The sequence below is a fragment of the Microcystis viridis FACHB-1342 genome (genome assembly GCF_014698335.1).
In the GTDB taxonomy this organism is placed as follows: Bacteria; Cyanobacteriota; Cyanobacteriia; order Cyanobacteriales; family Microcystaceae; genus Microcystis; species Microcystis ichthyoblabe_A.
The window spans coordinates 54560-67343 of record NZ_JACJSV010000007.1; the positions used below are offsets into that span (position 1 = coordinate 54560).

Annotated in this window: 15 protein-coding genes; 3 read left to right on the forward strand and 12 right to left on the reverse strand. The window is 43.5% G+C overall.

Annotated features, from left to right (window positions below; translation table 11 throughout):
* Positions 1–102 precede the first annotated feature (102 nt).
* Entirely contained in the window at positions 103–225 is a 123-nt protein-coding gene (locus H6G40_RS23635; protein WP_002733163.1) for a hypothetical protein, read from the forward strand.
* Here the strand turns inward: H6G40_RS23635 and H6G40_RS04320 are convergent.
* Both H6G40_RS04320 and H6G40_RS04325 read right to left on the reverse strand, forming a co-directional pair.
* A complete protein-coding gene (locus H6G40_RS04320) occupies positions 222–614 on the reverse strand; it encodes a type II toxin-antitoxin system death-on-curing family toxin (protein WP_002731957.1) in 393 nt (130 codons plus the stop codon). The two genes, H6G40_RS23635 and H6G40_RS04320, sit on opposite strands and share 4 nt — an antisense overlap.
* Positions 611–835, reverse strand: coding sequence for an AbrB/MazE/SpoVT family DNA-binding domain-containing protein (locus H6G40_RS04325; RefSeq protein WP_002751127.1), 225 nt, complete (start codon positions 833–835; stop codon positions 611–613). Before H6G40_RS04325 ends, H6G40_RS04320 begins: the two co-directional genes overlap by 4 nt.
* A 69-nt stretch (positions 836–904) precedes the next feature.
* Between H6G40_RS04325 and H6G40_RS04330 the strand changes: the two genes are divergently transcribed.
* Both H6G40_RS04330 and H6G40_RS04335 read left to right on the forward strand, forming a co-directional pair.
* Positions 905–1189 carry a hypothetical protein gene (locus H6G40_RS04330; RefSeq protein WP_016515349.1) on the forward strand — a complete coding sequence of 95 codons (285 nt, stop codon included), beginning with the start codon at positions 905–907 and terminating at the stop codon, positions 1187–1189.
* Positions 1190–1259: 70 nt separating this feature from the next.
* Positions 1260–2816, forward strand: a complete 1557-nt coding sequence (locus tag H6G40_RS04335; protein ID WP_190537317.1) for an AAA-like domain-containing protein — start codon at positions 1260–1262, stop codon at positions 2814–2816.
* Between the two features lie 129 nt (positions 2817–2945).
* Here the strand turns inward: H6G40_RS04335 and H6G40_RS04340 are convergent, their stop codons facing one another.
* From H6G40_RS04340 to H6G40_RS04385, 10 genes are all read right to left on the reverse strand, one after another.
* On the reverse strand, positions 2946–3242 hold the full coding sequence (locus H6G40_RS04340) for a DUF4164 family protein (protein WP_002744759.1): 297 nt from the start codon (positions 3240–3242) through the stop codon (positions 2946–2948).
* An 86-nt stretch (positions 3243–3328) separates the two neighbouring features.
* Positions 3329–3628 (reverse strand): hypothetical protein, encoded by a 300-nt coding sequence (locus H6G40_RS04345; RefSeq protein WP_002761685.1) that lies wholly within the window; start codon positions 3626–3628, stop codon positions 3329–3331.
* Between the two features lie 67 nt (positions 3629–3695).
* Positions 3696–4760 carry a glycosyltransferase family 4 protein gene (locus tag H6G40_RS04350; protein WP_002732067.1) on the reverse strand — a complete coding sequence of 355 codons (1065 nt, stop codon included), beginning with the start codon at positions 4758–4760 and terminating at the stop codon, positions 3696–3698.
* A gap of 78 nt (positions 4761–4838) precedes the next feature.
* Entirely contained in the window at positions 4839–6122 is a 1284-nt protein-coding gene (glyA, locus tag H6G40_RS04355) for a serine hydroxymethyltransferase (protein WP_016515346.1), read from the reverse strand.
* Positions 6123–6641: 519 nt separating this feature from the next.
* Positions 6642–9698: a phosphoenolpyruvate carboxylase gene (gene ppc / locus H6G40_RS04360; RefSeq protein WP_190537319.1), complete on the reverse strand. Its 3057-nt coding sequence runs from the start codon at positions 9696–9698 to the stop codon at positions 6642–6644.
* Between the two features lie 282 nt (positions 9699–9980).
* Complete coding sequence (locus H6G40_RS04365) at positions 9981–10169, reverse strand: hypothetical protein (RefSeq protein ID WP_123230929.1); 189 nt, start codon at positions 10167–10169, stop codon at positions 9981–9983.
* A gap of 8 nt (positions 10170–10177) precedes the next feature.
* Complete coding sequence (gene minE, locus H6G40_RS04370; RefSeq protein ID WP_002732811.1) at positions 10178–10453, reverse strand: cell division topological specificity factor MinE; 276 nt, start codon at positions 10451–10453, stop codon at positions 10178–10180.
* A gap of 29 nt (positions 10454–10482) precedes the next feature.
* Positions 10483–11283, reverse strand: a complete 801-nt coding sequence (gene minD, locus H6G40_RS04375; RefSeq protein ID WP_002733442.1) for a septum site-determining protein MinD — start codon at positions 11281–11283, stop codon at positions 10483–10485.
* Between the two features lie 159 nt (positions 11284–11442).
* Entirely contained in the window at positions 11443–12270 is an 828-nt protein-coding gene (gene minC, locus H6G40_RS04380; RefSeq protein WP_002731665.1) for a septum site-determining protein MinC, read from the reverse strand.
* A 12-nt stretch (positions 12271–12282) separates the two neighbouring features.
* The gene (locus tag H6G40_RS04385) at positions 12283–12633 is read right to left on the reverse strand and encodes a hypothetical protein (protein ID WP_002733098.1); all 351 of its coding nucleotides are present in this window, start codon (positions 12631–12633) and stop codon (positions 12283–12285) included.
* Positions 12634–12784 lie beyond the last annotated feature (151 nt).

A 12784-nucleotide genomic window follows, 5' to 3' on the forward strand; every position in this document is an offset into this window, starting at 1 on the left:
GGACTTACGCAAGATGTGACTGAAAACCTTATTCTTGCGTAGGGGTAATTCATGAATTACCCCTACTTTCGTTCCCTTTTGCGTAAGTCCTAAAAAAATATCATGCAAGCATACAAACTCAAAGGAAAAATTGGTCAATCTGGTAACTTAGTGATTACCAAACCCCTGAATTTACCCCCCAGAAACGTGAAAATTGTAGTTTGGGCAGCCACAGATAACCTTTAATATTTAATAGAATTTTCTCGCAGCCATTCTGATATAGTTTCTTGACTTTCTTGACCGTTTGCTAGTCGTTCCATTATTAAAACAACTTCGGGTTCTGGAACATCTAACGAATATCCATTTAATTCCAGAAAGATAGCCATTACTACGAAAGCTACCCGTTTATTACCATCTATAAAAGCATGATTTTTAGCAAATCCATAACCATAAGCCGCAGCTAAATCAAATATACTGGGTGTAGGTTCACCATAAGCAAGTAAATTTTTCGGTCTATCTAAACTAGCTAAAAACAAATTGTTATCTCGCACACCTGCAAGACCACCATGCTGTATTAATTGGTCTTCATGTATAGCTTTAACAATTATTTCATTTAACCAGAAAATTCCATTCATTTCCCTAACTCATGAAGTGCATTTCTGTATTTTGTGCTGACTTTTCTGTAAGCCTCCATTGCTTTTTCAAAATCAGGATTACCAGCAGTTATAATAATACCTGTTGGTGTTTCAGTGACAAATACACTGTCTCCTTCTTGAACTTTAAGTTTTTCCAGAGCTTCTTGAGGTAATGTTATAGCCAAGGAATTTCCAACTCTACTAATTTTTAAGGTGTACATTCAGTTAATAACCTCCAATTCAGTCAATTTGAGATAATAATATAAAAACAGAGTCTCATGAAAAATATCATGCAAGCATACAAACTCAAAGGAAAAATTGATCAATCTGGTAACTTAGTAATTACCGAACCCCTGAATTTACCCCCCAGAAAAGGGGAAATTGTAGTTTGGGCAGCTACAGATACCCTTGATCATACCACAACCCTAACCACTGAATCAGCACCAGAAACACCAAAAAGACCAACTAAAATCAAGGTTTTGCAAAACTGGTTTGAGAAAACCCAACCTGCACCTCCTGATTTTGATCCAGATCAAGCTAAATGGGAATATTTAAAGGAGAAACATAACCTGTGAAAATCTTGCTTGATACCAACATAATTATAGATAGTGTAAACTTAAAGAGTTCACCCACTGCCAAAATACCATGACTCGCTGGTTTAATATTGCCGGTCCCTGTAAAGACGATATCCACTATATGTTATCTCCCACAGTACGATTACCAGATTTAGAGGAGCTAATTGAACAAGAAAGTTATTTTGTCCTTCATGCACCACGACAAACAGGGAAAACCACCGCTATGTTATCCCTAGCAAAACAACTTACCGACACCGGAAATTATGCCGCAGTCATGGTATCAGTGGAAGTAGGAAGTGCATTTAATCATGATCCTACTGCCGCAGAATTGGCAATTTTAGGGGCATGGTATAATACAATAAATATCCGTTTACCTAAAGAATTGCAACCAGCTGCTAAACAATGGCAACAGGAACAACCGGGAAGCAGAATTAAGGCTTTTTTATCAGATTGGGCAACATCCTTAAACCGCCCTTTAGTATTATTTATAGATGAAATTGACTCTTTACAAGACCAAACATTAATATCAGTTTTACGACAGTTAAGAGATGGTTTTCCTAACCGTCCTGAAAATTTTCCGACCTCAGTAGGATTAATTGGTTTACGAGATGTGAGAGATTATAAAGTAGCATCTGGTGGTAGTGATAGATTAAATACATCTAGTCCTTTTAATATCAAAGTTGCTTCTCTGACTATGCGAAATTTTAATCTTGCAGAAGTGGGAGAATTATATCAACAACATACAGCAGCAACTGGACAACTTTTTACACCAGAAGCAATAGAAACAGCGTTTGATTTAACCCAAGGACAACCTTGGTTAGTCAATGCTTTAGCTAAAGAAATTGTAGAAAAAATGGTAAAAGATAGAAGTATTGCTATTACCGAAGAAAACATTTTACAAGCTAAGGAAATATTAATTGCTCGTCAGGATACTCATTTAGATAGTTTAGCGGAAAAACTCAGAGAAAAACGAGTTAAAAACATTATTGAACCAATTTTAGCAGGGCAAACCTTACCCGATACCCTAGCAGATGATAGGCAATATTTAATAGATTTAGGATTATTACGACGTGATCCGATGGGGGGATTAGTTATTTCTAACCCCATTTATCGTGAAGTAATTCCCCGCGTTTTAGTACAAGGAACTCAGGACAGTTTACCTTTAATTAGTCCTAGTTGGTTGACAGCAAAAGGTGAATTAAATATAGATGCTTTATTAACAGCATTTCTCAAGTTTTGGCGACAGCATGGAGAACCATTATTAAGTAGTGCTGCTTACCATGAAATTGCTCCGCATATAGTATTAATGGCTTTTTTACATCGTGTGGTTAATGGTGGAGGAGTTTTAGAAAGGGAATATGCAATTGGTAGTGACAGAATGGATTTATGTTTGCAGTATAAAGATGTAACTTTAGGGATTGAATTAAAAGTATGGCGGGATAAAAAACGCAATCCGCAAGCTGACGGAATTGAACAATTAGAATCTTATTTAGGGCGTTTGGGTTTAGATTTTGGTTGGTTATTTATCTTTGATAGGAGGAAAAATGCTTTACCTATGGAAGAAAGATTATCCACTGAAGTTGTGGTGACAGAAAATCAATATAGAATTACTGTAATTAGGGCTTGAGTTTTATATTTTTTGTTTGACGCAGAGGCGCTACAGTCGCAGAGAGGAGAACGGAAAGAGGGATTTTTGCAGATCATTTTTCTCTGTATCCTTGAAAATTGTAGAGTAAACAAAGACTAAAGACAACTTTTAGGGATTAGGGAAAAAGACGATTTTTCCCAGAATGCCTAGTATTCCTGTCACCAAAATTCCGACAATGCCAAGAAACCCATTAGTGGTAATATTCACCCGTGCATTCAGGTCATCAATAGGCTTTTCTATTTCCATAACTTTAGAATCTAGGGCTTTAATATCCCCTCTTATTTCTGATTGTCCTATCTCTAGCTTAGTGAGACGCTCATTAACATCTCTTTGTAAAGAGTCGATTTTTCCCTCAATCCTTGTCAGGACAGTTTCAAGGGAATAAGTTACGGTTTCGTTAGACATTGTGCTAAACTCCTACTTTTGATAACTTTAATTAGGGCTTGCTGAAAAAATAAGATAGGAAAAATTTATGATGCTAAGGGCAACTTCTAGGGGTTGCCAATAAACCCAAAAAGTTTAGCTGCTCCTCCTAAAATAGCAACAACAAGGGCGATCAAAATGCCTCGATTAGTAAACTCTTGATAGGCAACTCTAGCGGTCAATCCGTCAATTTTTGTGCTTAGTCGCTCATCTAAAGCTTTAATTTCTCCTTTAAGTTCTGCCTGTCCGATTTCTAATTTTGTCAGACGTTGCTCGATTCTATCAGCTTTGTGGTTGACTTCCTTGATGCTGTCTTTGATTTCCTTGAGGACCGTTTCAAGGGAATAAGTTACGGTTTCGTTAGACATTTGCTAAACTCCCAGAGTCATCCTGCCGCTATCTTAATTATTAATCCTTTTTCTAGTTTAAGACGGCTTACGGTTCACTGCCACGATTGCGCCAGACTTGCCAACCGACGTAACCGAGGAGGAGAGTCGCACCAAAGGCAAAACCCCAACCACTGGGAACATTGGAAAAACCGAGGGCTAAACTGCCCACCCAGAGAGTTAGAGCGTAGATAAATAATACTGTCAGACGGTGAGAGATACCCGCTTTCAGTAAACGATGGTGTAAATGACGTTTATCAGCCACAAAAGGAGATTTTCCGCGTTTGAGACGGGAAATAATCACCGTGGACATATCGAGGAGAGGAACCGCGAGGATGAGATAGGGCAATAGGACGGCGGTAACGGCAACAGTAGTCACAGCAGTGGTTTTAGCCAATCCAATCACCGCCACACCCGCCAGGGTAAAACCCATAAAATAGGCCCCACCATCCCCCATAAAAATTTGGGCGGGGTTAAAATTGTAACGCAGAAAACCCAAGGCCCCACCCGCTAAAGCGGCGGCGATAATAGCGGCGGCCGGTTGTCCCATCACCAAAGTTACAATCAAAATCACCACGGCAGATATACCCGAAACTCCCGCCGCTAATCCATCTAAACCGTCAATCCAATTAATCGCGTTAGCCATCCCCACTAACCAGAGGAGAGTAATCGGTAAACTTAGCCAATGAATTTGTAATAAATCGCCGAAGGGAATAGAGAGGAAATCGATCCTCACCCCAGCTTGCCAAGCTAGAAAAGCGACGCTAAACTGCATTACCAGACGATTGAGGGGCGAAAGATTAAAAAGATCATCCGCTAGACCGATGAGAAAAAAGCCCAAACCGCCTAGGGTTACGCCCCACACTTCCCATTCTCGATCGCTGTTTAAACCGGCAAACCCTCCCAACCACCAAACGATCAGGAGGGCAGTTAAAGCGCCGACAAAAATCGAAACTCCCCCCAGTCGAACCATAGGCTTTTCATGGACCTTCCTTTCGTTGGGTTTATCGACGTAACCGCTTTTCAGTCCGACGGTTCTGACGAGGGGGGTACTCCAAAGTACCACGGTATGGGCGATCAGAAAAGCAATTAGATAGTATAAATCTCCGGACATGGGAATTGGGGGGCGATTTAATTCACAATTGGCCACTGACAGGCAATCGCCAATTATGAACTTTTATTATCTCTCTTTTTAGGCCAAGGCGGGGACGGAAATATGGAGATGGGGATAGAGGGGGAAGCTTTCACAGAGTTTGGCTACCCGTTGACGGCAAGCAGTTCTCAGGGCTTCATCCCCTGGATTAAGGAGAATATCGGCGATAATGTTGCCAATCTCGATAAATTCCGTTTCTCCTAGTCCTCTGGTGGTCATAGCCGGGGAACCCAAGCGCAGACCACTGGTGACAAAGGGAGACTCGGGATCGAAGGGAACAGTGTTTTTATTAGCGGTAATATTAATGGTACTCACCAGGCGATCGGCTTCTTTCCCGGTCATGCCCACGGATCTCAAATCGAGTAACATCAAGTGATTATCCGTACCATCGGTGACAATTTTAATCCCTCTAGCCTTCAACTGACCGGCTAAAGCTTGGGCATTAGCGATTACTTGGCCCGAATAGATTTTAAACTCCGGTTTCAATGCTTCCCCAAAAGCCACAGCTTTCGCCGCAATCACGTGTTCTAGGGGTCCGCCTTGGGTACCGGGGAAGACGGATTTATCGAATTTTTTGCCTAATTCCTCGTCTTTGGTCATAATTAACCCCCCCCTAGGACCGCGCAGGGTTTTGTGAGTGGTGGTAGTGACCACATCACAGTGGGGTAGGGGGTTAGGATGATGACCAGTGGCCACTAAACCGGCAATATGGGCGATATCTGCCATCAGGTAGGCCCCCACTTCGTCAGCGATGGCGCGGAATTTCTCGAAATCAATCCGGCGCGAATAGGCAGAATAACCGCAGATAATTAGTTTGGGTTTTTCTTTGCGGGCGATGTCAAGGATGAGATCGTAGTCGAGGAGTTCGGTTTCGGGACTTACTCCGTACTGTACGACTCGGAACCATTTCCCGGAAACGTTAACGGGGGAACCGTGGGTAAGATGACCACCGTGGGAGAGATCCATGCCCATAATCGTATCGCCTGGCTGCAAGAGGGTCAGGAAAACGGCGAAATTAGCTTGGGCGCCAGAGTGGGGTTGTACGTTAGCGTGGTTTGCCCCAAATAGTCGTTTAACCCGATTGATCGCTAATTGTTCCGCTTCGTCAACGTATTCGCAACCGCCATAGTAGCGTTTTTTTGGCAGTCCTTCGGCGTATTTGTTGGTTAAAACCGAACCCTGGGCGGCCATGACGGCAGCCGAGGTAAAGTTTTCACTAGCGATTAATTCTAGGTGATCTCTTTGACGTTGCAGTTCTTTTTGCAAAATCCCTGCGATCGCTGGATCCGTCAGGGATAGTATATCTAAGTTCGTATCAGTCACGGTTACTCGATCCTTTTTTTAACAATTTACCTGTAATCCTTGGGTCACTTTCTCCATTTTGGCACAATCTCTAATCTTCCGACACACCAGTGAGCTTAATTGCCTCTCTTCGGGGTCGCTCATCAATTGTCAACTGTTAGCAGTAAAATCTTCATTTTTAGTCAATAAGTGATAGTAAGTAGGTAGGCGTTAAAAATTATCAGATGCCCCCCTTATTAAGGGGGGATTAAAGGGGGGACTAAGGGGGGATCGGCACCCCCCTTATCAAGGGGGGCAGGGGGGATCGAACCTAAAATCCATTTTTAATTTAATTATAACCAGCTACTTAATATTAGCCAATAGAACCCCCCAAAAGCTGGGATTGAGTGATAAAATCAGAAGTAATGCCCAATTTTAACGGTGATTTTCCCTTTAAAAATAACAACTTAGTAGAAGTTCTACAAAAAGTTGACAAATTTTAAAAATAGGGTAGATTACCTTCAAGATAACCACCCGAAAACTACCATTAATTATCTGTAATCAACCGGTATTTCTCATCCCTGCGGCAATACCATTAATCGTCATTAAAGCGCCCCTTAATAACTCCTCTTTAGAATAGCGGAAATGAATCACACCGGATTGAGCTTGACTATTGTATTGACGTAAACGCTTGAGGAGAGACACCTGTAGGAAACCGAGGGGAACGATCGAACCGTTGCGTAACTGCACCGAGCGCTGTAAGCTCGGATCATTATCTAATAAATGTTTCTCGCCGGTGATCTGGAGAACAATCTCGCTAGTGCGATTATATTCCTCTTTAATCCTTTCAAACAGACGTTGAAAACGTTCTCGATCTTCCTGTTTAGAAAGTTCACTGACGTAGTGATAGGCCATCTGTAAATCCACCTTTGATAGAGTCATTTCTGCCTTAGAAATCACCATCTGGAAGAAAGGCCACTTGTGATAAAAATGGCGTAACAATTCCAAATTTCTGCTAGGAGAATCATCGAGAAACATCTGTAAAGCTGTCCCTAAACCATACCAAGCCGGTAAAAGAAAACGGGTTTGCGTCCAACTAAACACCCAGGGAATTGCCCGCAGGGTACTTAAATCCTGTTGACCACTTTTCCGGCGCGCCGGTCGGGAACTAATCTGTAAAAGACTAATTTCAGGAATGGGAGTTACGGACAGAAAGAAGTCTAAAAAGTCCGGTTCTTCATAAATCAAACTGCGATAGGTTTGCCGTGAACGGGTGGCCAAGTCCTCCATGATGCGATTCCAGGGTTCGAGATCATCAAAACCACTGCCCAGTAAACTTGCCTGTATGACTGCCGTTACGGCCGTTTCGAGGTTATACAAGGCCAATTCCGGTAAAGAGTATTTCGAGGCTAAAACCTCGCCTTGTTCGGTGATTTTAATGCGACCGTTAATCGTTCCCCGGGGTTGGGCGAGGATAGCGGCGTAGGCCGGACCCCCACCGCGACCGACGGAACCGCCCCGGCCATGAAAAAGACGTAGATCCACGCCGTATTGTTTAGCAGTTTTTTGTAAAGCCTTCTGGGCCTTATGAATTTCCCAATTACTGCTCAAAAAGCCGGAATCCTTATTACTATCGGAGTAACCCACCATAATCTCCTGTAAATTACCCGGTTCGAGGATGGCCGGTTCCGGGGTCACGTCCTCCCCGTTTAAAGCCCCTAAATGGTCGTAACCGCCGGCTAGGGCTGCCCGGTAGAGGGGCAATTCAAACAAAGTCTGCATGATGCCGGGGGCGTGTTTGAGGTCATCGACGGTTTCAAAGAGGGGAACGATGCGGAGGGAACTGCGGCTAGTGGCGGGGTCGTATAAACCAGCTTCTTGGGCTAATAACAGCACTTCTAGCACATCGCTGGCCTCGTTGGTCATGCTGATAATGTAGGTTTGGCAGATTTCCAGACCGAATTCCCCTTGCAGACTTCTTAAAACTCGCAGGGTTTCAATGGTTTCGCAGGTTCTTTCCGAAAAGGGCATTTCCCGGGGAATTAAGGGCCGACGGGTTTTTAATTCCGCCACTAACCAGGCGATTTTTTCTGATTCGGTTAATTGGCCGTAGGGTTTGGGTAAAACTCCGAGATAGGCCGCGATTTCTTCGATACATTCGGCGTGACGGGTGGATTCTTGCCGAAAATCTAACTGAGTCAGGACAAAGCCAAAAATCTCCACTTGGGCAATCAGTTGATCGAGTTCTTGACAGGAAAGACCGGTTTGCAAGAGACTGCGCTGTAATAGCTGTAATTCGGCTAAAAACTCGGAACCAGAGCGATAGATGTTGGTTTCGTTGAGTTTAGTTAATAATTGTCGTTCTTCCGGGTCATTAAGGCGATCATTGCGATCGCGGGTATTTTCCAGACGTTTTTGAATAAAGGCCAATTTGAGGCGATAGGGTTCCTGACGGTAGCGGATTGCTAACTGGCTATAGATTTCGGGCATTTGCTGTTTATCTCTGTCCAGGGAGTCCAGCAACTCCGGCAAGACGTGACACCAGTGCAGGGAGGCACTTAAAATACTGGTCAGGTCGCGAATAGCATCGAGATATTTTTTAACAACGAGATTGCGCTGATAACAGCAGGTTTTCCAGGTGACTTCGGGGGTAACGGAGGGATTGCCATCCCGATCGCCCCCCACCCAAGAACCAAAGCGACAGAAGTTATTTTTTGGCGCTCGTAAACGGGGAAAGGAGGATTCTAGACTTTGCTGCAGACGCAGGGTTAACTGGGGTAGGGAATCGAAGAGAACTTCATCGAAGTAGTGGAGGGCATAATCCACCTCATCGACGACGGTGGGTTTAAATTGGTGTAGTTCATCTGTTCGCCACCAAAAACGTATTTCTTCTTTTAACTGTTTGGTGACTGTCTGTGCTTCTCTGGAGTTAGTTAACCCCATACTGCGAAAGATTTCTTCTGCTTGGTCGAGTTTTTCGAGAATGCCCGAGATGCGGCGCTGTTTAATGCGAATGGTATGACGGACAATTTCCGTGGGGTGGGCCGTAAAAACCAGACGAATATCTAATTGATCGAGAAGACGCTGAATTTCCTGGGGGGGGACGTTCACCTGTTTAAGATAGGGAAATAACCAGTGAAATAGCCCCGATTTTGGGCTGGAGTGATCGGACTCGTTTAGGGTTTTTTCTAGCCAATCGGCCCCGACAATGGTGGCTAAAAGGCTTTTTTGCGTTGGTTCAGCCTTGGGACTTTCGTTTTCTTCCCCGATCACCGTCCGTCGCAGTAGTTGCTGATCCCTTTGTTCGTAGTGTTGTTCGATTATATTTATTAACTGGAAATAGAGGGCAAAAGCGCGGGTAACTTTGATCGCTTCCCCTAGTTCCAAGTCTTCAATCATTTTGGCGATCATTGCTTCCGGACTATCATCGGTCACTTGTCCTTCCTCAGAACAGAGATGGCGCAGTAATTCCAGTAAATCAACTAATTCTTGACCACATTCGGAGACTAAGACTTCTTTCCATAAATCTTCGATTAATTTCAGTCTTTGCTGCAGAAACAGGTTGGAAGTGGGGAAAATATCCTGTTCGGTTTCGGTCGAGGGGACAAGGACGCTCATAATTTCAGTAATCAGTAATCAGTAATCAGTAAACAGTCATCAGTCATCAGTCATCAGTGAAAAGAAAGCTCAGAACTTGCCCGTTAATACTATTCACTGAAAACTCAAATCTGATCATTGATAACTGATAACTGATCACTGATTACTGATATATCGGGATTAGTTCTTTACGGTTTGTCAAAAATGAGATTATATGCCAAAGAATCACATTTTTTCCTATTTTTAACAAAAATTTCGCTATTTTTGCCTCTTTTCAGGGGGCAAAAGGACTTTTTTCTTGGATTATTGGTCACTTTTGACCGGTAACTGATCGGGAATATTGAGAAGGGGCAAGCGATCGCCGCGAAACAATTCCTCACTTTCCTGGCCCAATTCAATTAACCAATGATTGAGGGACCGCAAGGCCAGATAGGATAAAAGAAAGGGACTAACCGCTAGACTAAGCCAAAGCTCGATCGGTTGAGTTTTCATGGCAATTTTTAGGTTAAAGGACGGCGTTTGATGCGACGAATCGGAAAATTAGCAATCAGGGCGGTAGTTCGTTGGTCACTTTCTAAGAGTAACTCGGTTTCCTCGGTGTCGATATCAAGATAACGACCGACCACTTCTAAGATTTCTTGACGCATCATATCGAGAATTTCGGGACTAAGATCGGCGCGATCGTGGGCTAGAATAAGTTTTAAGCGTTTTTTAGCTTGGTCGCCACTTTTGCCCGAACCGCGCCATGCTAGAAGTTTATCGATCAGGTCATTCATAGTAGGTTAAAGGGTTGAGATGAGAGAGTTTAAGGCCCAAACAAGCGACGACGCAGACGGGTAAGAAAACCTTCCTGACCGGCCATTAAATCTAGAAACGGCACATCGCGACCCTGTAAACGTTGGGCAATGTTTCTAAAGGCCATAGAGGGGAGAGAAGTCTTCTCCTCTAATACTAATGGTTCTCCTTTATTAGTGGAAATAATAATTCTTTGATCGTCGGGAATAATCCCCAACAGGGGAATTACCAATAAGTCGAGAATATCCTCGACGCTGATCATCTGATTAAGTTGGATCATTTCCGGCCGCAGCCGGTTGACAATCAGACGAATACCCTTAATATCCTCGCTTTCTAGTAATCCTACCACGCGATCGGCATCTCTCACCGCCGACATTTCTGGGGTAGTAACGATGATCGCTTCTTGGGCAGCAGCGATCGCATTGCGGAAACCCATTTCAATTCCTGCCGGGCAATCAATCAATACATAATCATAACTTTTTGACAATTGGGCGACTAAATCCTTCATTTGATCGGCAGTAATTGCCTCTTTTGTACGATTTTGTGCCGCCGGTAATAGAACCAGATTTTCCTGTCTTTTATCCTTAACTAAAGCTTTATCAAGGCTACAATCTCCCGCTACCACATCGAGGGCAGTATAAACGATACGCTGTTCTAATCCTAACAATAAATCGAGATTTCTCAGTCCGAAATCGGCATCGACAAGGGCGACTCGACAGCCTAATTGAGATAAGGCTGAACCTAAGTTCGCCGTTACCGTCGTTTTACCGACTCCTCCCTTTCCCGATGTCACCACAATTACACGAGCCATAATTTATATCAGTTATCAGTTATCAGTTATCAGCTATCAGCTATCAGTTATCAGTTATCAGTTATCAGCTATCAGTTTTATAGAGTTTTTCGTTTCAACGCAGTTAATCGCTATTTTTACCAGTCACTGAATCACTGTTTACTGATCACTGTTTACTGATCACCTTTTTTCGACCCACCCCACTTTATCTTTAAAGGTGTAGGTTCTGGAAAAATTATAAGCCCCAATGATGCGGATTCCTCCTTCGCTGATACAGGCGATTTCTGGTTCTATGCGATCGCTATTTAAAGCCGGGGCCCGTGCCACCAATTCCGCGATCCTCAGTTGAGTTAAATCGATTCGCAGGGCCATGATTAGTGCCGCTCGATCGCCTCGGAATCCCGCATGGGCCACACCGCGTAAACTCCCCCAAACTAATATATCGCCATCAGCGACGATCGATCCGCCGGGGTTGACATCGCCCATGATTATAACTGTACCGGGGTGACGGATTTCTACACCCGATCGCAGGGTAGTTTTTAAGTATAAAGGTTCAGCGAGGAGGGATGGCAGCGGTTGCTCGTCCCCGAAAACCGTGGCATTTGATTGCATTTGTTCGACATTGTAACCCATAGTTGCCGCTGCCACTGCGGTTTGTCTTCTTTGAGTTTGGATCGTATGTAGGGGTAATTCGGCACTGTCTAAAATTGTGGCGATCGCTTGTAGTTGCCGCGTATCCATCAGGCGATCGTTGGCCTGTAGATGTACAGGTGTTCTAGCTGGGCAGTTTTGACCGCTATTACGGAGATAATATTTCAATCCTGTCAAGATATCTGTCCAATCCTGACTTGTCTCCCCGGCGCCGGTTTTGGGTAAAATTAGCACCAATTTCTCGCCCTCACTTTTAAGGTGAATTTGGGTGTATCTTGACCTTACCGAGGCTGATGGCTCAATTTTTTCGGTTTCTAGGTCGATTTCTTGATTTATTCCGGTTTTGGTTTCATCCATAAAGATAATTTTTTACTTAAACAAGACAAAGCGCAAAATAGCGATCAGCAAACCGACGGAAGCGGTAATCAGTGAACCGCCTAAAATGGTTATTAATGCCCAAATTTGATTTTTTTGACTGCCCTCAACTATTTTGAGGCGATTATCCATCCCTTCGACTCTTTCGGTTAATTTTGCCTGTCCTATCTCTAGGGATTTAACATCTTGCTTGATTTCCTTAATATCAGCCTTAATTTCGCCAATATCAGCTTTAATTTCGACGATACTATTCTCGATCGCCGTGAAACGAGTCTCGATCGCTTTTTGTCCGTTGATAATTAAGTCTTCTAGCCTTTTCAAGTCCGTATCGGCAACAGTTTTCATAAAAATTAACTGGCTATCAGCATAGATGTTTCTTTCATTATGAACCTTGAGCAGCCAGCAGCAGTGGGAATTAGGAATTATGAATTAGGAATTACGGCTGATGCGAGATAGAGAGGTTTGTAAAATCAAAGGGAGGCGTCACGATAAAGGT